The organism is Streptomyces sp. JB150, from assembly GCF_011193355.1.
Lineage (GTDB): Bacteria > Actinomycetota > Actinomycetes > Streptomycetales > Streptomycetaceae > Streptomyces.
Window position 1 is genome coordinate 2,482,072 of the sequence record NZ_CP049780.1, and the last position, 26,929, is coordinate 2,509,000.

Annotated in this window: 18 protein-coding genes; 1 reads left to right on the forward strand and 17 read right to left on the reverse strand. The window is 71.2% G+C overall.

Annotated features, from left to right (window positions below; all coding sequences use genetic code 11):
* Positions 1-175: 175 nt before the first annotated feature.
* The 14 genes from G7Z13_RS11775 to G7Z13_RS11840 form a co-directional block, all read right to left on the reverse strand.
* A complete protein-coding gene (locus G7Z13_RS11775) occupies positions 176-4,579 on the reverse strand; it encodes an Rne/Rng family ribonuclease (protein WP_165998522.1) in 4,404 nt (1,467 codons plus the stop codon).
* A gap of 246 nt (positions 4,580-4,825) precedes the next feature.
* A complete protein-coding gene (locus tag G7Z13_RS11780; protein WP_165998524.1) occupies positions 4,826-5,623 on the reverse strand; it encodes a TIGR03936 family radical SAM-associated protein in 798 nt (265 codons plus the stop codon).
* A 48-nt stretch (positions 5,624-5,671) separates the two neighbouring features.
* Positions 5,672-6,682: a hypothetical protein gene (locus G7Z13_RS11785; protein WP_165998525.1), complete on the reverse strand. Its 1,011-nt coding sequence runs from the start codon at positions 6,680-6,682 to the stop codon at positions 5,672-5,674.
* A 76-nt stretch (positions 6,683-6,758) separates the two neighbouring features.
* Positions 6,759-8,813: a restriction endonuclease gene (locus G7Z13_RS11790; RefSeq protein ID WP_165998527.1), complete on the reverse strand. Its 2,055-nt coding sequence runs from the start codon at positions 8,811-8,813 to the stop codon at positions 6,759-6,761.
* A gap of 263 nt (positions 8,814-9,076) precedes the next feature.
* Entirely contained in the window at positions 9,077-11,026 is a 1,950-nt protein-coding gene (locus G7Z13_RS11795) for a TIGR03960 family B12-binding radical SAM protein (RefSeq protein ID WP_165998529.1), read from the reverse strand.
* 130 nt (positions 11,027-11,156) lie between these two features.
* Positions 11,157-12,356, reverse strand: a complete 1,200-nt coding sequence (gene rodA, locus G7Z13_RS11800; RefSeq protein ID WP_165998531.1) for a rod shape-determining protein RodA — start codon at positions 12,354-12,356, stop codon at positions 11,157-11,159.
* Positions 12,353-14,602: a penicillin-binding protein 2 gene (gene mrdA / locus G7Z13_RS11805; RefSeq protein ID WP_165998533.1), complete on the reverse strand. Its 2,250-nt coding sequence runs from the start codon at positions 14,600-14,602 to the stop codon at positions 12,353-12,355. Before mrdA ends, rodA begins: the two co-directional genes overlap by 4 nt.
* Before the next feature lie 151 nt (positions 14,603-14,753).
* Positions 14,754-15,425: a rod shape-determining protein MreD gene (mreD, locus tag G7Z13_RS11810; RefSeq protein WP_165998534.1), complete on the reverse strand. Its 672-nt coding sequence runs from the start codon at positions 15,423-15,425 to the stop codon at positions 14,754-14,756.
* Between the two features lie 16 nt (positions 15,426-15,441).
* The gene (gene mreC / locus G7Z13_RS11815; protein WP_165998536.1) at positions 15,442-16,392 is read right to left on the reverse strand and encodes a rod shape-determining protein MreC; all 951 of its coding nucleotides are present in this window, start codon (positions 16,390-16,392) and stop codon (positions 15,442-15,444) included.
* Positions 16,393-16,521: 129 nt separating this feature from the next.
* The gene (locus tag G7Z13_RS11820) at positions 16,522-17,541 is read right to left on the reverse strand and encodes a rod shape-determining protein (RefSeq protein ID WP_048457894.1); all 1,020 of its coding nucleotides are present in this window, start codon (positions 17,539-17,541) and stop codon (positions 16,522-16,524) included.
* Positions 17,542-17,869: 328 nt separating this feature from the next.
* Positions 17,870-18,283: a nucleoside-diphosphate kinase gene (ndk, locus tag G7Z13_RS11825; RefSeq protein ID WP_165998537.1), complete on the reverse strand. Its 414-nt coding sequence runs from the start codon at positions 18,281-18,283 to the stop codon at positions 17,870-17,872.
* Positions 18,284-18,349: 66 nt separating this feature from the next.
* The gene (locus tag G7Z13_RS11830) at positions 18,350-18,715 is read right to left on the reverse strand and encodes a DUF4233 domain-containing protein (RefSeq protein WP_165998539.1); all 366 of its coding nucleotides are present in this window, start codon (positions 18,713-18,715) and stop codon (positions 18,350-18,352) included.
* A 10-nt stretch (positions 18,716-18,725) separates the two neighbouring features.
* Positions 18,726-20,249 (reverse strand): folylpolyglutamate synthase/dihydrofolate synthase family protein, encoded by a 1,524-nt coding sequence (locus G7Z13_RS11835; RefSeq protein ID WP_165998541.1) that lies wholly within the window; start codon positions 20,247-20,249, stop codon positions 18,726-18,728.
* 200 nt (positions 20,250-20,449) lie between these two features.
* On the reverse strand, positions 20,450-23,074 hold the full coding sequence (locus G7Z13_RS11840) for a valine--tRNA ligase (RefSeq protein ID WP_165998543.1): 2,625 nt from the start codon (positions 23,072-23,074) through the stop codon (positions 20,450-20,452).
* A gap of 136 nt (positions 23,075-23,210) precedes the next feature.
* Between G7Z13_RS11840 and G7Z13_RS11845 the strand changes: the two genes are divergently transcribed.
* The gene (locus G7Z13_RS11845; RefSeq protein WP_165998546.1) at positions 23,211-24,128 is read left to right on the forward strand and encodes a hypothetical protein; all 918 of its coding nucleotides are present in this window, start codon (positions 23,211-23,213) and stop codon (positions 24,126-24,128) included.
* 151 nt (positions 24,129-24,279) lie between these two features.
* Here the strand turns inward: G7Z13_RS11845 and G7Z13_RS11850 are convergent, their stop codons facing one another.
* The 3 genes from G7Z13_RS11850 to G7Z13_RS11860 all read right to left on the reverse strand — a co-directional run bounded on the left by G7Z13_RS11850 (position 24,280) and on the right by G7Z13_RS11860 (position 26,862).
* The gene (locus G7Z13_RS11850; RefSeq protein WP_165998548.1) at positions 24,280-24,537 is read right to left on the reverse strand and encodes a hypothetical protein; all 258 of its coding nucleotides are present in this window, start codon (positions 24,535-24,537) and stop codon (positions 24,280-24,282) included.
* A 194-nt stretch (positions 24,538-24,731) separates the two neighbouring features.
* Positions 24,732-26,012 carry an ATP-dependent Clp protease ATP-binding subunit ClpX gene (gene clpX, locus G7Z13_RS11855; RefSeq protein WP_165998549.1) on the reverse strand — a complete coding sequence of 427 codons (1,281 nt, stop codon included), beginning with the start codon at positions 26,010-26,012 and terminating at the stop codon, positions 24,732-24,734.
* 169 nt (positions 26,013-26,181) lie between these two features.
* Positions 26,182-26,862 (reverse strand): ATP-dependent Clp protease proteolytic subunit, encoded by a 681-nt coding sequence (locus tag G7Z13_RS11860; protein WP_165998550.1) that lies wholly within the window; start codon positions 26,860-26,862, stop codon positions 26,182-26,184.
* Between the last annotated feature and the right edge of the window lie 67 nt (positions 26,863-26,929).

Genomic DNA, 26,929 nt, shown 5'->3' on the forward strand with positions numbered 1-26,929 from the left:
GGCCCGTGCCCGGAAGGAAGAGGTTTACGGGGATGTGGCGTGTGCAGGGGACACGCCGACGGTCAAGGTTACGGGGCCTTCGCCGAGAGGGTCAAACCGGGCCCGGAGTGTGCGGCCGGTCACGCACATCGCACGTGACCGGCCGCTCACCCACGGGCATCCGCCCTGACCGGGCTCAGCCCTCGTCGGTGGAGGCCGAGACGGACGGTGCCGCCTGCTGCTCGGCCGCCGCCGTCTTCTTCGACGTGGCCTTCTTGGCGGTGGTCTTCGTCGCCGCCTTCTTGGCCGTCGTCTTCTTGGCGGCGGTCTTCTTGGCCGCCGTCTTCTTCGCCGCGGTGGTCTTCTTGGCCGCGGCCGTCTTGGTGGCGGCCTTCTTCGCCGTCGCCTTCTTGGCCGTCTTGCGGGCGGCCTTCTTGGCGGGGGCGGCTTCGGCCTCCGCGGCGGGCTCGGCGCCCGCCTCCTCCTCCGGGCCACGCGCCGCCTCCGCGGCGGCCTCCCTGGCCTCCGCCAGCGCCTGCTCGGCCTCCTCGGCGGCCTGCTCCGCGACCGGCGCCCCGGAGGGCTCCGTCGTGGACGGGACGACCACGACGGCCGCCTCCACCGGCGCGGTCGGCGCGGTGGCCTTGCGCACCGCGCGGCGCCGCGGACGGGCCGGCGGGGCGGGCTCGGCGGACACCTCGGCGGCGGACTCGGCGGGAGCCTCGGCGGCTGGCGCGGCGTCCGCCGCGGGCTGTGCGACGGACTGCGCGGCGGCCTTCGCGGAGGACTCCGGGACGGTCACCACGGCCGCCTCCGCCGCCGCGGGCGAACCGGCCGGCGCGGACACCTTGCGGGTGACCCGACGGCGCGTACGGCCCTTGGGCGCGGCCTCCTCGGCAGCCTCCGCCTTCTCGGCGGCGGGCGCCTCGGTGACGGGCGTCTCGGCGGCGGGCGCCTCGGCGGGTGCCTCGACGACCGGGTCCTCGACGGCCACCGGCTCGGCGTGCGCCTCCTGGGCGGGCTCGCGCACCAGCGGGCGCGCGGCCTCCTCGGCGGCGGTCACGTCCTGAGCCGTCGGCACGGCGGCCTCCGCCCGCGGCGTGCCCGCCGGAGCGGACACCCGGCGGCTCGCCCGGCGCCGGCCCCGGCGCGACACCGCGGCCTCGGCCTCGGCGACGCTGCTGTACAGCTCCTCGTCCGGGGCGAAGTCGGGCGCGGGCAGCGCTACCGGCTCGGCGGCCTCCGCCGCGACCTCGGCCTCGGTCTCCGCCTCCTGCTCCGCCGTCACGCCGGACTCGGCGACGGCCGCGGCGGCCTCGTGCTCGTGCGGCTGCTCACCGGCGCCGGCGCGGGCGCGCTTCTTGCGCTTGCCGCCGCCACCGTTCGCCGACGGCTGCTCCATGTGCACGATGACACCGCGCCCGTTGCAGTGGACGCAGGTCTCGGAGAACGACTCCAGCAGGCCCTGGCCGACCCGCTTGCGGGTCATCTGCACCAGGCCCAGCGAGGTCACCTCGGCGACCTGGTGCTTCGTACGGTCGCGGCCCAGGCACTCCAGCAGGCGGCGCAGCACCAGGTCCCGGTTGGACTCCAGCACCATGTCGATGAAGTCGATCACGATGATGCCGCCGAGGTCGCGCAGCCGCAGCTGGCGCACGATTTCCTCGGCCGCCTCCAGGTTGTTCCTGGTGACCGTCTCCTCCAGGTTGCCGCCCTGGCCGGTGAACTTGCCGGTGTTGACGTCGATGACGACCATCGCCTCGGTCCGGTCGATCACCAGCGAGCCGCCGCTGGGCAGCCAGACCTTGCGGTCCAGCGCCTTGGCGAGCTGCTCGTCGATCCGGTACGTGGCGAAGACGTCGACCTCGGAGGTCCAGCGCTGGAGGCGGTCGGCGAGGTCCGGCGCGACGTGCGAGACGTAGCCGTGGATGGTGGACCAGGCGTCGTCACCGCTGACGATGACCTTGGAGAAGTCCTCGTTGAAGATGTCGCGCACGACCCGGACGGTCATGTCCGGCTCGCCGTACAGCAGCGTCGGGGCGTTGCCGCTCTTCGCCTTCTTCTGGATCTCCTCCCACTGCGCCTGGAGCCGCTCGACGTCACGGCGCAGCTCGTCCTCGCTCGCGCCCTCGGCGGCGGTGCGCACGATGACGCCCGCGTCCTCGGGGACGATCTTCTTGAGGATGGTCTTCAGCCGGGCCCGCTCGGTGTCGGGCAGCTTGCGGCTGATGCCGGTCATCGAGCCCTCGGGCACGTACACGAGGTAGCGGCCCGGGAGGGAGACCTGGCTGGTCAGGCGGGCGCCCTTGTGGCCGATCGGGTCCTTGGTGACCTGCACGAGGACCGACTGGCCGGACTTGAGCGCGGACTCGATGCGGCGCGGGCCGTTGGCCATGCCCAGCGCCTCGAAGTTGACCTCGCCGGCGTACAGCACGGCGTTGCGGCCCTTGCCGATGTCGATGAAGGCGGCCTCCATCGACGGCAGCACGTTCTGCACCTTGCCGAGGTAGACGTTCCCGACGTACGAGACCGCCTGCTCCTTGTTGACGTAGTGCTCGACGAGCACGCCGTCCTCCAGGACGCCGATCTGCGTGCGGTCGCCGTGCTGGCGCACGACCATCACGCGCTCGACGGCCTCGCGGCGGGCCAGGAACTCGGCCTCGGTGATGATCGGGACGCGGCGGCGGCCCTGCTCGCGGCCCTCGCGGCGGCGCTGCTTCTTCGCCTCCAGACGGGTCGAGCCCTTGATGGACTGCACCTCGTCCGACGGCTCGCGCTCGGCGGCCTTGCGCGGCTCGCGCACCTTGACGACCGTGCGCTCGGGGTCGCCGTCGCCGGGCTCGGCGTCCACGGCGGTGTCCCCGGCACGGCGACGGCGGCGACGGCGGCGGCGGCTGCCCGCGGTCGAACCGCCGGCCTCCTCGCGGCCCTGCTCACCCTCGGCGGACTCGGCCGCCTCCTCGGCGTCCTCCTCGGCCTGCTCGGCGGTGTCCTCGGCGTCCTGCGCGGCCTGCTCGGCGGCGGCCTCGTCGGTTTCGCCCTCGCCGAACTCGTCGGCGTCGCCCTCGGCGGACTCGCCCCGGCGGCGCCGGCGGCCACCGCGACGGCGGCGACGGCGCGAGCCGGTCTCCTCACCGTCGTGGGACTCGTCGGCCGCCTCCTCGGCGGCCTCCTCCTCGGACTCCTCGTCCTCGGCGGGCGCCTCGGCGGCCTGCGGCACGGTCTCCTCGGCGGCGCCACCGCGGCGCCGGCGACGGCGGCGCGAGCCGGTCTGCTCGGCGGAGAACTCCTCGGCCTCGGCGGCCTCGGCGGCCTCGGCGCTCTCGGCGGTCTCCGGCGTCTCGGGCTCCTCCGCCGCCTCGGCGGCGGCCTCGGCGGCGGCGCGCTCCGGCGTCTGGAACCTCGGCTCGGTGAAGACCGGGGGCTGGAACACGGCCACGGCGGGCCGCGCCGGACGCTGCGGCGCCTCGGCGGCGGCCGGCGGCGCGGGCTCGGAGAACCCGGTGGCGGCCTTGCGCACGACACGCCGGCGGCGACGCGGAGCGGCGGACTCCGCGGCCTGCTCGGCGGCGGGAGCGGCGGAGGCCTTCGGCGCGGCGGCGGGAGCGGGCTCCGGCCGCGCCTCGGCCTGGGCGGGGACCTGGGCCTGGGCGGGGGTCTCGGGGGCCTGCTCCTCGGCGGCGGTCTCGCTGCCGGCGGACTCGGCGGGTGCCTCGGCGGCGGGCGCGGACACCCGGCGCGTGGCCCGGCGGCGGATACGCCGCGGGGCGGCCTCCTCGGCGGCGGGCGCGGCCTCGGCGGGCGCCTCGACGGCGGGCTCGGCGGCCTGCTCCGGCTCGCCACTCGCCTGCGCGGTGGCGGGGGCCTCGACGACCTCGGCGGACTCCGGCGCACCGGCGGGCGCGGAGGCGCGGCGGGCGACACGCCGGCGCGGACGGGCGGGCGCGGCTTCCTGGGCGGCGGGCGCCTCGGCGGCGGGGCTCTCGACGGCCTGCGCCTCTTCCTCGGTCTTCTCCTGCGCACCGGCGGCGGGCGGCACCACGATCTCGGCGGCCTCGGCGGGCGCGGAGGCCCCGGCGGGCGCGGTCACCCGGCGCGTGGCCCGGCGGCGGGTACGCCGCGGCGCGGCCTCCTCGGCGGGGGCCTCGACGGCCGGCCCGGCCTGCGCCTCGTCGGCGGCCGGCGCCTGGGCCGCGGGCTCCGTCCCGGCCTCGGCCTTCGCCGGGACGACGGTCTCGGCGGGCTCCGCACCGGCCGGCGACCCGGCGGGCGCGGACGCCCGGCGGGTGGCCCGGCGGCGCGGGCGGGCGGGAGCGGCGGGGGCTGCCTCGGCGGCAGCCGTCTCGGCGGCCTCGGTATCCTCGACGGCCTCGGCGCTCTCGACCGCCTCCCCGCTCACGGCGGCATCGGCCTCGGCCTCGCTCGCGAGGTCGGCGGCGTCGGCGGCCGGTATGGCCGGCGCGACGGTCTCCGCCGGGGTGTCCGAGGAGACGGTGGGCGGACCCGCCGGGCGGGAAGCGGCCCGGCGCCGACGGCGCGGCAGGGTGTCGCTGGGGCTGTTCAGTTCGGAACCCTCGGTGGGTTCGATCGGCTCGAGCATGCGGGCGTTTCTCCCGTCAGGCTCCCGGGCGCCGCACCTGGTCCGGCGGTGTGCCGGTGACGTCCGCGGCTCGCGCGATGCGCGACTGCCGCCGTCCGGGGCGCGGGCGCCGCACGGGAGCTCTCTGTGTCCTGTCTCGCCGGTTCCGTACGCCCCATGCGTACGGCCTGGCGAAAGTCTTCTGGTCGGTGCGCTGCCCGACCCAGGTGGCTCCCGAGTACCAGGGCGGCGCTACGACGTCCGTCCCTACGCGGAACCTTCCGGCGTCGGCGCCGTCGCGGCGGCAGCCGGAGCGGCCGTCGAGAGGGCCGCCGCTGCCTCGCGGTCGGGCGCGAGCGGGTCGGTCACCGTGCCGGTCTCTTCATCGAACAGCCCCTGCGCCAGCCTGGTCACCGCTGCGGGGACCGGCGGCGCCAGGTCGGCCACGGCGCGGAGACCGGACAGGACGTCGTCGGGTCGTACGGCAGGCGTCACGTGCCGAACAACCAGCCGCAGTATCGCACAGGGCCGGTCGCTCGGCCTATCAGCCCGCGAACCGTGCGTTTCCGTTCCGTCGAGGGCTTCGAGGCTCGCGACGGCCGGACGGGCGTCGAAGGTGCGCATCCCGTTCTTGGTGAGACGCTGCACCTCGACCGCGCCGGCCGCGTTGAAGGCCGCCACCGCGCGGGCCGCGTCGGCCGGCGCCACCCCGTCCAGCCGCAGCTCCCAGACGGAAGCCGTCAGCCGGTCGGCGAGGCCGGACGTGCGGGCCTCGACCGCGTCGATGATGTCGAGCCCGTCGGGCAGCGACTCGTCGAGCAGTTCCCTCAGCCGCTGGGGATCGCGCGGTTCGGTGAGCGCGATCTCCAGGTATTCCGCCTCACTGCCCGTGCCGGTGGGTGCGGCATTGGCGTACGACACCTTCGGGTGCGGGGTGAACCCGGCCGAGTACGCCATGGGTACCTCGGCGCGGCGCAGCGCACGCTCGAAAGCGCGCTGGAAGTCGCGGTGGCTGGTGAACCTCAGGCGGCCGCGCTTGGTGTAGCGCAGTCGGATGCGCTGCACCGCGGGTGCGGGCGGCGGGCCTTCGGGCTGTCGCTTGCCCAGTGTCGTTCAGTCCTTCGTGAGAGCGGTCGTACTCCTACCAAGAGTACGTGCCTCGCCGCCCCGAGGTTCCCGCTGGGCCACCGCCGGCCGCTCGCGGGGCTCGCCGAACAGCGTCCGCCGGACGTCGTACCGCACCTGGCGCACGCTCTCCCGTACGGACGCCAGCGCCTGCCGGACGCCGCGGCCCACGGCGCGTGAGGCGTCGGCGACGGGACGCAGTACCGCGTCGCGCACCGCGTGTCCGAGCGGGGTCAGCACGCTGTGGTAGACCCAGCGCACCGGCTCCACGAAGATCCACCGGAAGAGGGTTCCGAGGAGTCGTCCGACGGCGAGCGAGATGTGCCCGGCGACCCGCCAGGCGTGCCCGAGCGCCGTCCGGGCCTCCCGCCCGATGACCGCGAGCACGCGCCCCACGGGCACCATGACCCACCGCCACACCGCCTGCGCGGGCAGCACGAACAGCACCCTGCCGGTCCAGTACACGGTCCAGGCGACGGCCCGGCCGGCCGGGGCGAGCACCCACCGGTACACCCACACCGCGGGCACGACGACCAGATACCGCACCAGCCACAGCACGCCGTGCCCCGCCGGTGTCAGCAGTCGTGCGTATACCCACGCCAGCCCGGCCCACACCCCTCGCGCGAGCCACGCGATCCCGTGCCCCACCGGCGTCAGCACCCACCGGTACAGCCACACCGCCGGCACCACGACCAGCCACTTCACCAGCCACGCGACCGCCCGCCCGGCCGGCACCAGCACCCACCGCCACAGCGCCACGAACGGCCAGACGAACAGCGCCTTCCCCACCCACGCCAGCGCCCGCCCGAGCGGCCGCAGCACGGTGTCCCGCAGCACCCGCCCGACGACGACCAGCACGTCCCACACCATCCGCACCGGCACCAGGACGACCAGCGCGACGATCCGCACAGGCAGCCGCACGGCGACGACGAGACACCCCTCGGGCTCCCGGCCCTGCGGGGCCTCGGGCCGGACTGCCTGGCGCTTTTCCAGATCCATGCCGGTGAAGACACGGCGCAGGCCCCCGCCGTTGCGGCGGGGACCCTCGCGTCACCAAGGTGTTACGCCGGCCGCGCTACTCCACGTCGATGCCGTAATCCCGCACGAGCTGTTCCAGCCCTCCCGGGTAGCCCTTGCCGCCCGCCACGAAATCCCAGTCCCCGTTCGGCCGGCGCCGGAACGACCCCAGCACCAGGGCGGTCTCGCCACGGCGGCCGTCCGACACCTCGAGTCGTCCCAGTTCGCTCATCGTGGGGTCGAGCAGCCGGATACGGGCGCCGGTGAAGCCGGAGAGATCCGCCTGCGGATTCACTTCCGGGTCCACGGCGGCCACCAGGACGAGTCGGTCGGCGGTGTCCGGCAGAGCGTCGAACGAGACCCGGATGGCCGCCTTGTCCGGCGGGGACGCCGCGAAGGCCTGCACGGAGCCGTCCGGGGTCCGGCTGTTGTTGAAGAAGACGAAGTGCTCCTCGCTCAGGACCCGGTTGCCGCGGCAGACCAGCGCGCACACGTCCAGCGCGACGCTGCCGGACCATGACATGCCCAGCACGTTGTGATCGGCGGGCAGGGGCTCGGGGGCGGCCGGTGCCGGCGGGGCCGGGGTGCGCCGGTTCTCGCCGAGACGTCCCCGAAGCCCGTGCCGGTGCAGCAGGTCGACGAGTTCGGTACCCGAGATGAGTTCCAGCGGTTTGCCGTTGGCGAAGGTGTGCGACCCAGGACCGAATCCGGAGGTCGTCACCAGCACGCCCTTGTTGGCACCGGCGTCCTGAACGGTGCCGTACAAGTCGCGTACGGCGGTGGGCGGAACGGTGTGGCGGTACCGCTTCACCTGTACGACGATCTTGCCTCCGCGGACGGGGGTGGGATCCAGCGCGTCGACGTCGACGCCACCGTCGTTGGAGCGCTGCGTCGTGACGGCCTGCATGCCCATCGCCCGGAAGAGATCGGCGACCAGGGCCTCGAAGGCGAGCGGATCCATCTCGTACAGATCGGGGTCCTCGTCGCCGCCGTGCGTGACGACACGGTTACCGATGTCCCCGGGCCTTCTGCTCGCCCGTACGGCGACGAGGTGGTCGGGCCGGGAGCTGAGCTGCCCCCGCAACGCGCCGGACAGGCAGCTGATCGCCTCGACCTGCTCCAGGTGCAGGCCCAGGAAGACCGACCGCGGCGCCATGACCGTCGCCAGCACGATCTCCGTTCGCCGCCCGGTGGCCGGGTCGTGGTCGTCCACGAAACCGTTCAGGGACACCGACTCCAGCGCGCCGTACCGGTCCGCCGCGAACAGCTCGTGGAGGACCAGCAGCATGCACTGCGCGAGTACCTCGCGGTACAGGGCGCGTCGCTGGCTGACGGGACGGGCGGTCTCCTTGTCCTCGTCCTGGCCGGACAGGTACCGCACGGACTTCGCCTCGGGTACGACACCGTACGGGGGCAGCTCCCAGTCGACGACGAGCTGCCGTGCCGCCGGGTCGTAGGCGGCGATGACTCGGCGGGGGAAGTCCCCGGGCCACGCCGTGGACGCGTACAGAGCGGCCGAGAAGTACTCCACCACGGCGTCGGGCTCCCCTCGGCCGACGCTCTCGGTCACCTCGGCGACGCCCGCGTTGTGGGCGCGCACCTCCGCCAGGTGGGCCTGCACCCACTGGTCGTACTGTCGCTGGTACGCCGCCAGCTGCTGCAGGCGTTGAGCCTCCGCGGCCTGTGCCGCGTGCCAGTCCCGCTCGAACCGGGCCCGGGCCTCGGCCTCCGCCTGTGCGCGCCGGCTCGCCGTCCAGCCGCCCTGCGCCTGGTAGTGCGCCGGATCGGGCATCGGGACCGGCTGGGCCAGCGGCCCCGGCGAGAACGGCTGGACCTCCTCCGTGCGCATCAGCGAGGCCGCGCTGAAGGCCGGGGCGCGGCAACCGGTGGCCAGCAGCGTCTGCAGCGAGGCGATCCGGGCCTCGAGTTCCTCCGTGCGTCGCCGGGCCTCGGCCTGCCTGTACTGGCGGTAGTCCTGCGCGGCACGCCGTTGCCGAACCTGTGCCTGCCGCTCCAGTTCGCGGCGGTGTCGGGCGTCCGCCTCCCTCTGGCGCTGCTGCTGGCGCTGTATCTCAGCCCAGACTCCGACCGGACCGTTAGAGCGACGACTCATGTGCTGAAGGCCCCTCCCCAGGGAGTCGGCGACGCCGACCAAGCTCTGGCTGTCCCCACAACCAGCTGTGACGAGACGACTCTAACCAGCGAGGACCGCTCGGCGCGGCTACTTGCCGCAGGCAACGGCGTCCGGGATCAGCCCAGGCAAAGCGCACGTCGTCGACGCGCGCCGGCGCAGGCCGGCGCCGGCGCGCCGAGCAACGCACTGAGTCCCCTCCCCGGCGGGGGAGAGGACTCAGAGGATCACCGGGAGAGCGTCGGTCAGCGGCCCGCGGGGCTCGGTGCCGCGTTCTTGACCGTCAGCGGCAGCAGCTTCTTGCCCGTCGGGCCGATCTGGATGTGGGTGTCCATGGCGGGGCAGACGCCGCAGTCGAAGCACGGCGTCCAGCGGCAGTCCTCGACCTCGGTCTCGTCGAGGGCGTCCTGCCAGTCCTCCCAGAGCCAGTCCTTGTCGAGACCGGAGTCGAGGTGGTCCCAGGGCAGGACCTCCTCGTAGGTGCGCTCGCGGGTGGTGTACCAGTCGACGTCCACGCCGTAGGGGGCGAGGGCCTTCTCGGCGCAGTTCATCCAGCGGTCGTACGAGAAGTGCTCGCGCCAGCCGTCGAAGCGGCCGCCGTCCTCGTAGACGGCGCGGATGACGGCGCCGATGCGGCGGTCGCCGCGGGAGAGGAGGCCCTCGACGATGCCGGGCTTGCCGTCGTGGTAGCGGAAGCCGATGGAGCGGCCGTACTTCTTGTCACCGCGGATCTTGTCGCGCAGCTTCTCCAGGCGGGCGTCGGTCTCCTCGGCGGACAGCTGCGGGGCCCACTGGAAGGGGGTGTGGGGCTTGGGGACGAAGCCGCCGATGGACACCGTGCAGCGGATGTCGTTGGACTTGGACACCTCGCGGCCCTTGGCGATGACCTTCGTCGCCATGTCGGCGATCTGCAGGACGTCCTCGTCGGTCTCGGTGGGCAGGCCGCACATGAAGTACAGCTTCACCTGGCGCCAGCCGTTGCCGTAGGCGGTGGCGACGGTCCGGATCAGGTCCTCTTCCGAGACCATCTTGTTGATGACCTTGCGGATGCGCTCCGAGCCGCCCTCGGGGGCGAAGGTGAGGCCGGAGCGGCGCCCGTTGCGGGTCAGCTCGTTGGCGAGGTCGATGTTGAAGGCGTCCACGCGGGTCGACGGGAGGGACAGACCGATCTTGTCCTCCTCGTAGCGGTCCGCGAGGCCCTTGGCGATGTCGCCGATCTCGCTGTGGTCCGCGGAGGACAGCGACAGCAGGCCGACCTCCTCGAAGCCGGTCGCCTTCAGGCCCTTCTCGACCATGTCGCCGATGCCGGTGATGGACCGCTCGCGGACCGGGCGGGTGATCATGCCGGCCTGGCAGAAGCGGCAGCCGCGGGTGCAGCCGCGGAAGATCTCCACGGACATCCGCTCGTGGACCGTCTCGGCGAGCGGGACCAGCGGCTTCTTGGGGTACGGCCACTCGTCGAGGTCCATGACGGTGTGCTTGGACACCCGCCACGGCACGCCGGAGCGGTTGGGCACGACGCGGCTGATACGGCCGTCCGGCAGGTACTCCACGTCGTAGAAGCCCGGGATGTACACCCCGCCGGTCTTCGCCAGGCGCAGCAGCACCTCCTCGCGGCCACCGGGCCGGCCCTCGGCCTTCCACGCGCGGATGATCTCCGTCATGTCGAGCACGGCCTGCTCGCCGTCGCCGATGACGGCCGCGTCGATGAAGTCGGCGATCGGCTCCGGGTTGAACGCGGCGTGCCCGCCCGCCAGCACGATCGGGTCGTCGAGCCCGCGGTCCTTGGCCTCCAGCGGGATGCCGGCCAGGTCCAGCGCGGTCAGCAGGTTGGTGTAGCCCAGCTCGGTGGAGAAGCTGACGCCGAGGACGTCGAAGGCCTTCACCGGGCGGTGGCTGTCCACGGTGAACTGCGGGACGCCGTGCTCCCGCATCAGCGCCTCCAGGTCGGGCCACACGCTGTAGGTGCGCTCGGCGAGGACGCCCTCCTGCTCGTTCAGCACCTCGTAGAGGATCATGACGCCCTGGTTGGGCAGACCGACCTCGTAGGCGTCCGGGTACATGAGCGCCCAGCGCACATCGCACTCGTCCCACGGCTTCACGGTGGAGTTGAGCTCGCCGCCCACGTACTGGATCGGCTTCTGCACATGCGGGAGCAAAGCTTCGAGCTGCGGGAAGACCGACTCGACAGACATCGCGGGAATTACCTTCGTCAGCTGACAGGGGTGACCATCTAGCGTAACGCGGCCGGGGAGCGCTCCGGGACGCCGTTCGGACAGCGGTCCCGGCCGGGTGTGCGGCGTCGGCGGGGGCGGGGCCGCGCGGTCACGCGGACATCGGCCGTTGCACCCGGATCGACTGCAGCAGCCCGACCGCCACCCACACCGCGAACATCGACGAACCGCCGTAGGACACGAACGGCAGCGGCAGGCCGGTGACCGGCATGATGCCGAGGGTCATGCCGATGTTCTCGAAGGACTGGAAGGCGAACCAGGCGACGATGCCGGCGGCGACGACGGTGCCGTACAGGTCGCTGGTCTCGCGGGCGATGCGGCAGGCGCGCCAGAGCACGATGCCGAGCAGCACGATGATGAGCCCGCCGCCGACGAAGCCCAGCTCCTCCCCGGCGACCGTGAAGACGAAGTCGGTCTGCTGCTCGGGGACGAACTGTCCGGTGGTCTGGGAGCCCTGGAAGAGGCCGGAGCCGGTCAGGCCGCCGGAGCCGATGGCGATCCGGGCCTGGTTGGTGTTGTAGCCGACGCCGGCCGGGTCGAGCTCGGGGTTGGCGAAGGCGGCGAAGCGGTTGATCTGGTACTCGTCCAGGATGCCCAGCTGCCAGACCGCGAGCGCGCCGGCGGTGCCCGCGCCGATGAGCCCGAAGATCCAGCGGTTGGAGGCGCCGGAGGCGAGCAGGACGCCGAGCACGATCACCACCATCACCATGACCGAGCCGAGGTCGGGCATGAGCATCACGATCAGCGCGGGCACGGCGGCCAGGCCGAGCGCCTGGAGGACGGTGCGGTGGTCCGGGTACTGCTTGTCGCCCGCGTCCACCCGCGCCGCCAGCAGCATCGCCATGCCGAGGATGATCGTGACCTTCACGAACTCCGACGGCTGGAGCGAGAAGCCGCCGCCGATCACGATCCAGGAGTGGGCGCCGTTGACCGTGGAGCCCAGCGGGGTGAGCACCAGCAGGATCAGGAAGACGGACGCGCCGTAGAGGATCGGCACGGCGGTGCGCAGGGTGCGGTGGCCGAGCCAGACGGTGCCCACCATCAGGGCGAACCCGATGCCGGTGTTCAGCAGGTGGCGCAGGAAGAAGTAGTACGGGTCGCCCTGGTTGATGTCGGTGCGGTTGCGGGTCGCCGAGAACACCAGCACCGAGCCGATCAGCGACAGCGCGAGCGCGGCCAGCAGTATCGGCCAGTCGAGGCGCCGGGCCAGCGAGTCGCGGGCCAGCAGCCGCGTCCACCCGGCCCGCTCCGGGCCGTACCCGGAGACCTGGAAGCTGTTGACGCCGCTCATCGCCGGCTCCTTCGGCCGCCGCGGCGGCGGCCGCGCCGGCGTGTCTCACGGTTGCCCGCCTCCGGCGAGGGCACGGTCGCCGCGGTCTGCTGCTGCTCCGCCGGGCTCTCGGGGGCCTGCTGGCTGGCCTGCTGCTCCTTCGCCACGTCCTCGGGGAGCTTGGGCGCGGTGATGGAGCCGTCGGTCTGGATCTTCGGCAGGCTCTTCTGCGGGGTGGGCAGCAGGGCGTTCTTCTTGTCGATGGCGCCGTCGTCGGAGACGCCGTAGAGCGCGTCGTAGATGTTGCGGACCGCCGGGCCGGAGGCGCCGGAGCCCGTACCACCCTGGGAGATGGTCATCACGATCGCGTAGTCGTCGGTGTAGGTGGCGAACCAGGAGGTGGTCTGCTTGCCGTACACCTCCGCCGTGCCGGTCTTGGCGTGCATCGGGATCTCGTCCTGCGGCCAGCCGCCGAACCGCCACGCGGCCGTGCCGCGGGTGGCGACGCCGGCCAGGGCCTCGTCCATCTGGGCGAGGGTCTGCTTGCTGACCGGGAGCCGGCCGTGCGACTTCGGCCGGATCTCCTCGACCTCCTTGCCGTCGGGGCTGATGACGGCCTTGCCGACGGTCGGCGTGTAGAGGGTGCCGCCGTTGGAGATGGCCGCGTAGATGGTGGCCATCTGGATGGGGGTCACGAGGGTGTCGCCCTGGCCGATGGAGTAGTTGATCTCGTCACCGGCGCGCATCTTGTTGCCTTCGAGGCAGTTCTCGTAGGCGATGCGCTCGACGTAGTCGCCGTCCTTCTTGCCCGTCTTGCACCAGGCGTCCTTGTTGGCCTCCCAGTACCGCTGCTTCCACTCGCGGTCGGGGACGCGGCCGGAGACCTCGTTGGGCAGGTCGATGCCGGTCTCCTTGCCGAGGCCGAACTGGTGGGCGGCCTTGTAGAACCAGTCCTTGGGCTTGCCCTTGGGGTTGATGCCGCCGTCCTTCTTCCACTCGCTGTGCGCGAGCCGGTAGTAGACGGTGTCGCAGGAGACCTCCAGGGCGCGGCCGAGGTCGATCGCGCCGTGGTTCTGCGACTCGAAGTTCTTGAAGACCTGGCCGCCGACCGAGTACGCGCTGGAGCACTCGTAGCGGCCGTCGAAGTCGTAGCCCGCCTGGACCGCGGCGGCCGTGGAGACCACCTTGAAGATGGAGCCGGGGGCGGCCTGACCCTGTATGGCCCGGTTCAGCAGGGGGTAGTTGGAGGACTTGCCGGTGAGCTTGCGGTAGTCCTTGGCGGAGATGCCGCCGACCCAGGCGTTGGGGTCGTACGTCGGGTTGGAGGCCATCGCGACGATGCGGCCGGTCCTGGCCTCCATGACCACGACGGCGCCCGCGTCGGCCTTGTACCGCTCCTGGGTGTTGCGGTCCCACTCCTTGCGGGCGGCCTCCATCGCCTCGTTCAGCTCGTACTCGGCGACGCGCTGGACGCGGGCGTCGATGCTGGTGACGAGGTTGGAGCCGGGCTGGGCGGCGTCCGACTCGGCCTGGCCGATGACCCGGCCGAGGTTGTCCACCTCGTAGCGGGTGACGCCGGCCTTGCCGCGCAGCGCCTTGTCGTACTGGCGCTCAAGGCCGGAACGGCCGACCTGGTCGGAGCGCAGGAAGGGCGAGTCGGTGTCCTGGGCCTGCTGGATCTCCTCGTCGGTGACCGGGGAGAGATAGCCGAGGACCTGGGCGGTGTTGGCCTTGCCCGGGCTCGGGTAGCGGCGCACGGCCTGGGGTTCGGCGGTGATGCCGGGGAAGTCCTCGGCGCGTTCGCGGATCTGCAGGGCCTGGCGGGGGGTGGCCTCGTCGGTGATGGGGATCGGCTGGTACGGCGAGCCGTTCCAGCAGGGCTGGGGGGTGTCGGCGTCGCAGAGCCGGACCTTCTCCTTGACCTCCTTCGGGGTCATCCCGAGGACGCCGGCGAGCTTGGTGAGGACGGCTTCGCCGTCGTCCTTCATCTTCATCAGCTCGGTGCGGGAGGCGGAGACCACCAGCCGGGTCTCGTTGTCGGCGAGGGGCACGCCGCGCGCGTCCAGGATCGAGCCGCGGACGGCGGGCTGGACGACCTGCTGGACGTGGTTGCCCGAGGCCTCCTTGGCGTACTCCGCGCCTTGGCGGATCTGGAGATACCACAGCCGGCCGCCGAGGGTGGCGAGGAGGGAGAGGACGAGGACCTGGACGACGATGAGCCGGGTCTGGACGCGCGGCGTCCGTCCGGTCTCGGGGATGTTGGTCACTGCGGCTGCTCCCCCTCTCAGTACGCGAACGGGTGGGTGCGGGCGGAAACGGGCGGGGTGAGAACGGGTGAGGCGAGTGCAAGTGAGGAACGAAGGGCCCGTGAGCTGCGGTTCCTCGCAAGTTCACCCGTTGTGGTGAACTCAGCCGGATTCACAGCCGCTTGACCCCCTTGATGCGCCCGGCGCGGGCGGTGCGGGCTCTGGCGGCCTTCATTCTGAGGCCGCTGCGCTGTCCCCCGATGCGCAGGCCGGTGCCGGAGGCGAGCCAGCCCTCGGAGATGTCGGTGCCCTGGGCGGCGGAGCCGGCCTCGGCGAGCGGGTCGTTGTCGGCGCGGCGGGCCAGCGCCATGACGCCGGGCACCACGAAGGGCGCGAGCAGCAGGTCGTAGAGGACGGCGGTGAACAGCAGGCCGCCGAGGCCGACGTGGCGGGCGGCGGTGTCGCCGACGAGGGCGCCCACCCCGGCGTACAGCAGGGTCGTGCCGATCGCGGCGGCAGCCACCACGGCCATGGTGCCGGTGGCGGACTTCAGCCGGCCGTTCTCCGGCTTGACGAGTCCGGCCAGGTAGCCGACGACGCACAGCACCAGCGCGTAGCGGCCGGCGGCGTGGTCGGCGGGCGGGGAGAGGTCGGCGAGCAGTCCGGCGCCGAAGCCGACGAGGGCGCCGCCGACGTGGCCGTAGACCAGGGCGAGGCCGAGGACGGTGAGCAGCAGCAGGTCGGGGACGGCGCCCGGGAGGTGCAGCCGGGCCAGGACGCTGACCTGGAAGACCAGGGCGACGACGACCAGGGCGGAGGAGAGCAGGATCCGGTTGAAGCGCATGGAAGGTCAGCTCCCCCTACTGGTCTTGCGACGGGAACTCGCCGGAGCCGGGCGCCTCGGCCGACGGGGTGACCGTCACCGTCACAGTCGGCCTCGGGGTCGGCTTGGGCTTGGGCGGCAGAACGGTGTCGCGCGGGTCCTTCTCGGGTGTCTGCACGACGACGCCGACGACGTCGAGCTTGGTGAAGCTGACGTACGGCGTGACGTACAGGGTGCGGGTCAGGTCGCCGCCGGAGGGGTCGACGCGGGAGACCACGCCGACCGGGACACCGGGCACGAACGGCTTGTCGGCCTGCGAGCCGAAGGTGACCAGGCGGTCGCCCTTCTTGATCTGCGCCTTGCCGTTGAGGAGTTCCACGCGCAGCGGGCGGTCGCCCTGGCCCGCGGCGAAGCCCAGCTCGTCGCTGCCCTCCATCCGGGTGCCGACGGTGAAGTCGGGGTCGTTGGCGAGCAGCACGGTGGCGGTGTCCGGGCCGACGGTGGTGACGCGGCCGACGAGTCCGTCGCCGTTGAGGACGGTCATGTCGCGCTTGATGCCGTCGTTGGCGCCGACGTCGATGGTGATGGTCCAGGAGAAGCCCTGCGCGGCTCCTATGGCGATGACCTCGGCGCCCTTGATGCCGTACTGACCGCGGCCCGCGATCTTCAGCATGTCGTCGAGCTGCCGGAGTCTGCTGCGGGTGCGGTCGTCGCTGCCGAGCTTCGCCTTCAACGCCGCGTTCTGCCGTTCCAGTTCGGCCATGCGGTCGTGCCGCTCGCCGGAGTCACGGACGGCGGCGATCGCGTTGCCGACCGGGTCGACGGCGGACGCCACTCCGTTCTCGATCGGGCCGAAGACCGTGGCCGCGGCGCGCCGGGCACCGTCGACCGGTGAGTCCTCCCCGCCGCGGATGTCCACCGTGATCAGCGCGAACGCGATGGCGATCAGCAGCACCAGGAGCAGCCGGCTCTCTCGTGTGTCCCTCACGTGCGGCGGCCGTGCCCTTCCTCATAGGAACTGGTGTGTGAACAGGAACTGATGTGTGAGCTTATGCCTATACCAACGATCCGCCGCACGAGAGGGATTGGCCTCGTACGGCGGAATCGTCGTCACAGGTCATCGGCGCGGTGCCGCGTCGAGCACCTGCTGCAGCGCCTCGAACTCCTCGACACACTTGCCGGAGCCGAGCGCCACGCTGTCCAGCGGGTCCTCGGCGATGTGGATCGGCATGCCCGTCTCGCGCCGCAGCCGCTCGTCCAGGCCGCGCAGCAGCGCGCCGCCGCCGGTCAGAACGATTCCGCGGTCCATGATGTCGCCGGACAGCTCCGGCGGGCACTTGTCCAGGGTGGTCTTCACGGCATCGACGATCGCGTTGACGGGCTCCTCGATCGCCTTGCGCACCTCCGCGGCGGAGATGACGACGGTCTTGGGCAGCCCGGAGACGAGATCCCGGCCCCGGATTTCGGTGTGCTCGTCGGTGTCCAGGTCGTACGCCGAACCGATCGTGATCTTGATCTGTTCGGCCGTGCGCTCACCCAGCAGGAGGGAGTACTCCTTCTTGATGTGCTGGATGATCGCGTTGTCCAGCTCGTCGCCCGCGACACGGATGGACTGGGCGGTGACGATGCCGCCGAGGGAGATGACCGCGACCTCCGTCGTGCCGCCGCCGATGTCCACCACCATGTTGCCCGTGGCCTCGTGGACCGGCAGGCCGGAGCCGATGGCGGCGGCCATGGGCTCCTCGATGATGTGCACCTGGCGGGCGCCGGCCTGGGACGACGCCTCGATGACGGCGCGGCGCTCGACGCCGGTGATGCCGGAGGGCACACAGACGACGACCCGCGGCCGAGCCAGATACCGCCGCTTGTGGATCTTCAGGATGAAGTAGCGGAGCATGCGCTCGGTGATCTCGAAGTCGGCGATGACGCCGTCCTTCAGGGGGCGCACGGCGACGATGTTGCCCGGCGTCCGCCCGATCATCTTCTTCGCTTCGGCACCGACCGCGAGGATGCCACCGGTGTTGGTGTTGATCGCGACGACGGACGGCTCGTTGAGTACGATCCCGCGACCCCTGACGTACACCAGCGTGTTGGCGGTCCCGAGGTCGACAGCCATGTCACGGCCGATGAACGACATTGAGTTCCCCATCAGGATTCGTCTGGCCTTCCCACCAAGCTTTTGAAGGCTTGTCAGGTCGGCGAGGTGGGTGCTGTGACGTGAAGTGCCTCCATCGTAGACGCGCCTTCACGGCAACCGCGCGAGGGTCTTCGCCATTGTCAGCAGATGGCGCGCCGCCCCGCTTGTGGAGACGGTCCATCGGAGGGGTTCGTTCCCCCGATCGCCACGGCATATGCCAAGCCACGGCCGAAAACGTACGGCCGTGGCTGGTCGGCGACCCGGGGCAGCTGACGCCCCGTCAGAAAACTCCCTGGAAAATTCGCAACCGGGCGGCCCGGAGGCGGGGTCAGGCGCGGCCGGGGAAGAAGATTTTGACCTCGCGCTCGGCGGACTCCTCGGAGTCGGACGCGTGGATCAGGTTCTCGCGGACGATGACGCCGTAGTCACCGCGGATGGAGCCCGGCGCGGCGGCGATCGGGTCGGTCGGCCCGGCCAGCTGCCGCACGCCCTCGATGACCCGCTCGCCCTCGACGATCATCGCCACGACCGGGCCGGAGGACATGAAGTCCACCAGCGGCTCGTAGAACGGCTTGCCCTTGTGCTCGCCGTAGTGCTGCTCCAGCGTCTCCTGGTCCAGGGTGCGCAGCTCCAGCGCGGTGATCTGCCAGCCGGCCTTCCGCTCGATACGGCTGATGATCTCGCCGGTCAGGCCACGACGGACGGCGTCGGGCTTGAGGAGGACGAGGGTGCGCTGGGTCACGACGGACTCCTTTGAGATCAAGTTGTGCGGGGTGGGTCGAGGCTACAGGGCGACCCGGAGGCGCTGTCACACAGCGTCAGCCTGAGAAGCTTGGGAAGATTCGGCCTGCGCCGCAAATCGGGCCTTCGCCTCGTCCACCTTCCTCCCGAAATGCACCGACGCCCACCACAGCGCCGCGAACACCACGCCCAGGACGAACATCATCGGCACGACGAACCCGGACGCGATCAGCGCGATCTGCAGCGCCCACCCGAGGGCGACGCCGCCGGGCCGGGTGACCATCCCGCACAGCACCAGGCACAGGAACATCGCGATCCCGCTGACCGTCCACACCGTCGACATGGACAGGCCGGGTTCCTTCATCGCGACCAGCCCGGCGAAGCCGATGATGAAGAACTCGCCGATCAGCGTCGAAGCACAGAGCGTACGCATGGGTGGTTCCTCAGCCCTTCCCCAGCAGCAGCCGGGCCTCGCCGACCGTGATGACGGATCCGGTGACGAGGACGCCGCCGCCGGCGAACTCGCCTTCCTCCTCGGCCAGCGTGATCGCCGCCTCCAGCGCGTCCGGCAGCCGCGGCTCGACCTGTACCCGCTCCTCGCCGAACACCTCGACGGCGATCGCGGCCAGTTCGTCGGCCTCCATCGCGCGATGGCTGGAGTTCTGCGTGACGACGACCTCGGCGAACACCGGCTCGAACGCCTCCAGCAGCCCGCGCACGTTCTTGTCGGCGCTCGCGCCGACCACCCCGACGAGCCGGCTGAACTGGAACGCCTCACCGATCGCCTCGGCCGTCACCCGCGCCCCCGCCGGGTTGTGCGCGGCGTCCAGCACCACGGTCGGCGAGCGCCGTACGACCTCCAGGCGGCCCGGCGAGGACACCGCCGCGAACGCCTTGCGGACCGCGTCGATGTCCAGCGGCTCCGCGCGCTGCGCGCCGACCCCGAAGAACGCCTCCACCGCGGCCAGCGCGACGGCCGCGTTGTGCGCCTGGTGGGCGCCGTGCAGCGGCAGGTACACCTCGGTGTACTCGCCGCCCAGGCCGCGCAGCGTCAGCAGCTGACCGCCGACCGCCACCTGCCGGGCCACCACGCCGAACTCCAGGCCCTCCCGGGCCACCGTGGCGTCGACCTCGACGGCCTTCTTCAGCACCACCTGGGCCGCGTCCACCGGCTGCTGCGCCAGGATCACGGTCGCGCCCTGCTTGACGATCCCGGACTTCTCACCGGCGATCTCACCGGGCGTCTCGCCCAGCCGGTCGGTGTGGTCCAGGTCGATCGGGGTGATCACGGCGACATCCCCGTCGATCACGTTCGTGGCGTCCCAGGAGCCGCCCATGCCGACCTCGACGACGGCCACGTCCACCGGGGCGTCCGCGAACGCCGCGTACGCCATGCCGGTCAGCACCTCGAAGAAGGACAGCCGGTACTCCTGCGAGGCGTCGACCATCTCGACGTACGGCTTGATGTCCCGGTACGTCTCGATGAACCGCTCCGCCGTAATCGGCGCGCCGTCCAGGCTGATGCGCTCGGTGATCGACTGCACGTGCGGCGAGGTGTACCGGCCGGTGCGCAGCTCGAAGGCGCCGAGCAGGGCCTCGATCATGCGGGCCGTCGACGTCTTGCCGTTGGTCCCCGTGATGTGGATCGACGGGTACGACCGCTGGGGCTCGCCCAGGACGTCCATCAGCGCCGCGATCCGGGTGACCGACGGCTCCAGCTTGGTCTCGCCCCAGCGGGTCGCCAGCTCGGCCTCGACCTCGCGCAGGGCCTGGTCGACCTCCGGGTCCTCCGGCCGCGCGGGCACGTCCGCCTGCGGCGGGCCGCCCTGGGTGCGCAGGGTGCGGCTGCCGGCCTCGATCACCGCGAGGTCGGGGTCACGGGTGGTCTCCGCCTCGATGATCTCGTCGAAGGAGTCGAGGGGGTCGGGCTGGTCGCTCTGGTCGCTGGTGCCGGGGATGTCGCTCACGGGGCCAGTCTACGGAGAGGCGCTGACAACGCGTGCGGTGGCTTGCGGCGCCTGCGGAGAGGGCGGCTCGGGGCGTCGTGCGGCTGCGGGCCGCGGGGGCTGCTCGCGCAGTTCCCCGCGCCCCTTCCGGCAGGAGAAGGCCCCCGGCGCTCTCTCTGCACCGGGGGCCTCCCTCACGTACGCGCCTCACGCACGCGGCCTCACGCCTGCGGCAGCTTCTCCAGCTGGGCCCCGATGCGGGTGATGTCCTCCTCCGCCTTGGCCAGGCGGGTGCGGATCTTCTCCACCACGTGGTCCGGGGCCTTGGCCAGGAACGCCTCGTTGCCGAGCTTGGCCTCGGCCTGCTGGCGCTCCTTCTGCGCGGCGGCGAGGTCCTTGGCGAGGCGCTTGCGCTCCGCCGCCACGTCGATCACGCCGGACAGGTCCAGCGCGACCTCGACACCCGCGACCGGCAGGGTCGCCGTCGCCGAGAAGCCCTCGCCCTCCGGCTGGAGGCGCAGCAGCTGGCGGATGGCGGCCTCGTGCGGCGCGAGGGCCGTGCCGTCGAGGGAGAGCCGGGCGGGGACCCGCTGGCCGGGCTGGAGGCCCTGGTCGGCGCGGAAGCGGCGGACCTCGGTGATGACGGACTGAAGCGTCTCGATCTCGCGCTCGGCGTCGGCGTCACGGAAGCCGCTGTCCTTCGGCCACTCGGCGATGACGACGGACTCGCCGCCGGTCAGCGTGGTCCACAGGGTCTCCGTCACGAACGGCACCACCGGGTGCAGGAGCCGCAGGGTGACGTCGAGCACCTCGCCGAGGACCCGCTTGCTGACCTCGGCCGGCTCGCCGCCCGCCTGGAAGGTGGTCTTGGACAGCTCGACGTACCAGTCGAAGACCTCGTCCCAGGCGAAGTGGAACAGCGCGTCGGAGAGCTTCGCGAACTGGTAGTCCTCGTAGTACGCGTCGACCTCGGCGACCACCGAGTTCAGGCGGGAGAGGATCCAGCGGTCGGTGGACGACATCGTCGACGCGTCCGGCAGCGGGCCCTCGACCGTCGCGCCGTTCATCAGCGCGAAGCGGGTGGCGTTCCAGATCTTGTTGGCGAAGTTGCGGGAGCCCTGGACCCAGTCCTCGCCGATCGGCACGTCCACGCCGGGGTTGGCGCCGCGCGCGAGGGTGAAGCGGAGCGCGTCGGAGCCGTACTTGTCCATCCAGTCCAGCGGGTTGACGACGTTCCCGAAGGACTTCGACATCTTCTTGCCGTTCTGGTCACGGACCATGCCGTGCAGGGCGATGGTGTGGAACGGCGGGGTGCCGTCCATCGCGTAGAGGCCGAACATCATCATCCGGGCGACCCAGAAGAAGAGGATGTCGTAGCCGGTGACCAGGACGGAGTTCGGGTAGAACTTCGCGAGCGACTCGGTCTGCTCCGGCCAGCCGAGCGTGGAGAACGGCCACAGGCCGGAGGAGAACCAGGTGTCGAGGACGTCGGAGTCCTGGTACCAGCCCTCGCCGGACGGCGGCTCCTCGTCGGGGCCGACGCAGACGACCTCGCCGTCGGGGCCGTACCAGACCGGGATGCGGTGGCCCCACCACAGCTGGCGCGAGATGCACCAGTCGTGCAGGTTGTCCACCCAGTCGAAGTAGCGCTTCTCCATCTCCTGCGGGTGGATCCTGACCTTGCCGTCGCGCACCGCGTCACCGGCGGCCTTGGCGAGCGGGCCGACCTTGACCCACCACTGCATGGACAGGCGCGGCTCGATGGTGGTCTTGCAGCGCGAGCAGTGGCCCACGGAGTGGACGTACGGCCGCTTCTCGGCGACGATCCGGCCCTCGGCGCGCAGCGCGGCGACGATGGCGGAGCGGGCCTCCAGGCGGTCCAGGCCCTGGAAGGGGCCGTGGGCGGTGATGACGGCGTGCTCGTCCATGACCGTGATGGACGGCAGGTCGTGGCGCCGGCCGATCTCGAAGTCGTTCGGGTCGTGCGCCGGGGTCACCTTGACGGCGCCGGTGCCGAACTCGGGGTCGACGTGCTCGTCGGCGACGACCGGGATACGGCGGCCGGTGAGCGGCAGCTCGATCTCGCGGCCGACGAGGTGCTTGTAGCGCTCGTCCTCGGGGTGGACCGCGACGGCGGTGTCGCCGAGCATCGTCTCGGCGCGGGTGGTGGCGACGACGATGGCGTCGTCCCCCTCCCCGTACCGGATGGAGACGAGCTCGCCGTCGTCGTCCTGGTACTCGACCTCGATGTCCGAGATGGCCGTCAGGCACCGGGGGCACCAGTTGATGATGCGTTCGGCGCGGTAGATCAGCTCGTCGTCGTAGAGCCGCTTGAAGATGGTCTGGACGGCCTTGGACAGGCCCTCGTCCATGGTGAAGCGCTCGCGCGTCCAGGCGACGCCGTCACCGAGGCGCTTCATCTGGCCGGAGATCTGCCCGCCGGACTCGGCCTTCCACTGCCACACGCGCTCGACGAACGCCTCGCGGCCGAGGTCGTGGCGGGACTTGCCCTCCTTGGCCAGCTCGCGCTCGACGACGTTCTGGGTGGCGATGCCGGCGTGGTCCATGCCCGGCTGCCACAGCGTCTCGTAGCCCTGCATCCGCTTGCGGCGGGTCAGCGCGTCGATGAGCGTGTGCTCGAACGCGTGCCCGAGGTGCAGGGAGCCGGTGACGTTCGGCGGCGGGATGACGATGGTGTACGGCGGCTTGTCGCTCTTGGCGTCCGCCTCGAAGTACCCCCGCTCTACCCAGCGCTCGTACAGCTTCCCCTCTACCTCGGCCGGCGTGTACTGGGTCGGCAGTTCGGTGGTGGTCGCTGGCGGCTGCTGCTGAGTGTTCTCGGTCACGGGCTCAGTTTAGGGGTGTCACGGCACGGTCCCGAAACTCGATTCCTTCGTAACAGTGCGCACCCCGATGCGGTGGGTTCCGGCCGCCTGCGCCAGGATGTCAGGTACGCATAAGCATCTGGAGGGGAACCCAGTAATGAGCTACAACCAGCCGGGCCCGTACGGCGGGCAGCCCCAGCAGCCCGGACCGTACGGTCAGCCGGGCCCCTACGGCCAGCAGCCGCAGGCACCCCAGCCCGGCTACGGCTACCCCCAGCAGCCCACCCAGCCGCAGCCCGGCTACGGCTACCCGCAGCAGCCCCAGGGCGTCCCGCCCCAGCAGCCCCCCTACGGCCAGGCCCCCTACGGCGCGCCCCAGCCCCCCGTCCCGGCCGGCGGCAAGAAGAAGACGGGCCTCGTCATCGGCGCGGTCGCGGTCGTGGCGGCGATCGCGGTCGGCGCGTACTTCCTCCTGGCGGGGGGCAGCGGCGGCGGCTCCGACATCGCGGACGACGGCCCCCACAAGCTGACGACGCCAGCGACGGTGCTCGGCGAGTACAAGAAGAAGAGCGACGACAGCGACACGATGACGGGCGACGACATCAAGGACGCTGAGAAGTGGGGCGTGAAGAACCCCACGGACGTCGAAGCTCAGTACCAGGCGGGCAACAAGGACAACCCGCTGGCGCAGAAGCTCATCCAGTTCGGCGGCGTCTACGGCGAGATCGAGGATCCCGAGAAGGTCGTCGACGCCTTCTTCGCCTACATGGAGACGGAGTCGAAGAAGAGCGACTCTGAGGCCACCCTCGTCGGAGAGGCCAAGTCCTACGACAACGCCGAGGGCGCGGTCCTCAAGTGCCAGGACATCAAGAGCGACCTCAGTGGCTCCTCGTCCGGCACGTCCTCGGGCCCGAGCGAGATGAACGTGACCATCTGCGTCTGGAGCGACCACAGCACCATGGGCATGGTGATGCCGATGGACGTCGCCAGCATGGCCGCCGAGAAGCCGACCGACCAGGCGGCCGCGGCCGACATCGCCGCCAAGTTCCGCAAGGAAGTCCGCGTCAAGGCCTGACCGAATGTCGGCATCAAGGTTGCGGCTCACCCAATCGTCGACTGGGTGAGCCGCAACGCGCTGGCAGGCTTGACGAACTACGAGGCTTGCACGCAGGCCGCCTCACGTGCGATTGCGTGAACGCCTATCCTCTTCATGTCCTGAGTCAAGTTCAGCGCATGTTGCACGCTATGAACGCGTACTCGGCCCGGACGCCGGCGTTCACGAGCCTCTGGACACAGGCCTGATAGCCGCTGATCCCGGTCTGCCCGCAAGCATCCTTGACCTTCGGACCAACGAGGTAGCCCTTGCTCGCCAGGTAGTTCTGGCAATCCGCGGCGCTAGCCTGTGCCGGTGCCGCCACCGTGATGGGCAGCACCACTGCCGCAGCGGTCAAACTGGCCGCCGCCAGGGCTCGCTTTATTCTCACGTCTTGTCCCTCCGTCTTTCCTTGCTCGTAGGGCGGTCACCCCTAACGGTGACCACAAGATCACCTTGCGAGCACATGACACAAGCACGTGTCGGAAGCTTGACTTGATCCAAAACGAGGGTCGCCTGAAGATGTACGGCAAAGGGGGCACCTGACCTCGATCGTCAGGTGCCCCCTTGCCGTATGAAACTTGGCTACGCCGTCTTCTGCTCCCCCGGCCCCCGGCCCCGCGCGTCGCGTGGGATCAGGGTCGGGTTGACGTTGGAGTGGACTACGTCGGCGGTGATGACCACGCGGGCCACGTCCTTGCGGGACGGGACCTCGTACATCACCGACATCAGGACTTCCTCCATGATGGCGCGCAGGCCGCGGGCGCCGGTCTGGCGGAGGATGGCCTGGTCGGCGATGGCTTCCAGGGCCTCGCGTTCGAAGTCGAGTTCCACGCCGTCGAGTTCGAAGAGGCGCTGGTACTGCTTGACGAGCGCGTTGCGGGGCTCCACCAGGATCTTCAGGAGCGCTTCGCGGTCCAGGTTGTGGACGCTCGTGATCACCGGGAGCCGGCCGATGAACTCGGGGATCATGCCGAACTTGACCAGGTCCTCGGGCATGACGTCCTCGAACTGGTCCTTGGACTCGAGCTCGCGCTTGGAGCGGATCGTCGCGCCGAAGCCGATGCCCTTGGCGCCCGCCCGCGACTCGATGATCTTCTCCAGGCCGGCGAAGGCACCGCCCACGATGAACAGCACGTTCGTCGTGTCGATCTGGATGAACTCCTGGTGCGGGTGCTTGCGTCCGCCCTGCGGCGGGACCGAGGCGGTGGTGCCCTCCAGGATCTTCAGCAGGGCCTGCTGGACGCCCTCGCCCGAGACGTCGCGGGTGATCGACGGGTTCTCGCTCTTACGGGCGACCTTGTCGATCTCGTCGATGTAGATGATCCCGGTCTCGGCCTTCTTGACGTCGTAGTCCGCCGCCTGGATCAGCTTCAGCAGGATGTTCTCGACGTCCTCGCCGACGTACCCCGCCTCCGTGAGCGCCGTCGCGTCGGCGATGGCGAACGGGACGTTCAGCATCCGCGCCAGGGTCTGGGCCAGCAGCGTCTTGCCCGAGCCCGTGGGGCCCAGCAGCAGGATGTTGGACTTCGCCAGTTCGATGGCGTCCTCGCGGCTGCCGCCGTTCTCGCCCGCCTGGACGCGCTTGTAGTGGTTGTAGACCGCCACCGAGAGGGCCTTCTTCGCGGCCTCCTGGCCGACGACGTACCCCTCGAGGAACTCGTAGATCTCGCGCGGCTTGGGCAGTTCCTCCCAGCGGACCTCACTGGTCTCCGCGAGTTCTTCCTCGATGATCTCGTTGCAGAGGTCGATGCACTCGTCGCAGATGTACACACCGGGGCCTGCGATGAGCTTCTTGACCTGCTTCTGGCTCTTGCCGCAGAACGAGCACTTGAGCAGATCGCCGCCGTCACCGATGCGTGCCACGGTGTGCTTCCCCTTCGCCTGGGAGACGACTGGACGCAAACGTCCAGCGGCTCCTGGTGCTGCCTTATGTCCGACGGTACCTTGCCGAGCCCCCCGTTCGGGCCCCCCTTGGCGCGGTTCACTTCGAAGTGCGCTGTGCCAAGGGGCGGCACATCCTACGGTGTCCGCGTCAGCGGACCGCGGCGTTGTTCATCTTGCGGGTGGAGATGATCTGGTCGATCAGGCCGTACTGCAGCGCGTCCTCGGCCGTGAGGATCTTGTCGCGCTCGATGTCCTCGCGGATCTTCTCGACCGGCTGCGTGGAGTGCTTGGCCAGCATCTCCTCCAGCTGCGAGCGCATCCGCAGGATCTCGTTGGCGGCGATCTCCAGGTCGGAGACCTGACCGCGGCCGGTCTCACTGTACGGCTGGTGGATCAGCACGCGCGCGTTCGGCAGCGCCATCCGCTTGCCGGGCGTGCCGGCGGCCAGCAGCACGGCCGCGGCGGAGGCCGCCTGGCCCATGCAGACCGTCTGGATGTCCGGCTTGACGAACTGCATCGTGTCGTAGATCGCCGTCAGCGCGGTGAAGGAACCGCCGGGGCTGTTGATGTAGACCGAAATGTCCCGGTCGGGGTCCATCGACTCCAGGCACAGCAGCTGCGCCATGACGTCGTTGGCGGAGGCGTCGTCGATCTGGACGCCGAGGAAGATCACGCGCTCCTCGAAGAGCTTCGCGTACGGGTCGTACTCGCGGATGCCCTGGGAGGTGCGCTCGACGAAGCGCGGGATCACGTAGCGGGACTCGGCCGTGGGGCCGGTGTACTCGGCACGGGCGCGGTCGTAGATGCCGCGGCCGGGGAAGTCGTTCACGGTGTCTCCTGAGAGGGGCTGGGGCGGTGGCTGGGGGCGTCTAGGGGTCGCACAGGGCCGTGCGGGG

Coding starts and splice junctions, on each gene's coding strand:
- G7Z13_RS11775 (WP_165998522.1), bottom strand. CDS start 4,579: ATGCTCGAGCCGATCGAACCCACCGAGGGTTCCGAACTGAACAGCCCC.
- G7Z13_RS11785 (WP_165998525.1), bottom strand. CDS start 6,682: ATGGATCTGGAAAAGCGCCAGGCAGTCCGGCCCGAGGCCCCGCAGGGC.
- G7Z13_RS11790 (WP_165998527.1), bottom strand. CDS start 8,813: ATGAGTCGTCGCTCTAACGGTCCGGTCGGAGTCTGGGCTGAGATACAG.
- G7Z13_RS11795 (WP_165998529.1), bottom strand. CDS start 11,026: ATGTCTGTCGAGTCGGTCTTCCCGCAGCTCGAAGCTTTGCTCCCGCAT.
- rodA (WP_165998531.1), bottom strand. CDS start 12,356: ATGAGCGGCGTCAACAGCTTCCAGGTCTCCGGGTACGGCCCGGAGCGG.
- mreD (WP_165998534.1), bottom strand. CDS start 15,425: ATGCGCTTCAACCGGATCCTGCTCTCCTCCGCCCTGGTCGTCGTCGCC.
- G7Z13_RS11820 (WP_048457894.1), bottom strand. CDS start 17,541: ATGTCGTTCATCGGCCGTGACATGGCTGTCGACCTCGGGACCGCCAAC.
- G7Z13_RS11830 (WP_165998539.1), bottom strand. CDS start 18,715: ATGCGTACGCTCTGTGCTTCGACGCTGATCGGCGAGTTCTTCATCATC.
- G7Z13_RS11845 (WP_165998546.1), top strand. CDS start 23,211: ATGAGCTACAACCAGCCGGGCCCGTACGGCGGGCAGCCCCAGCAGCCC.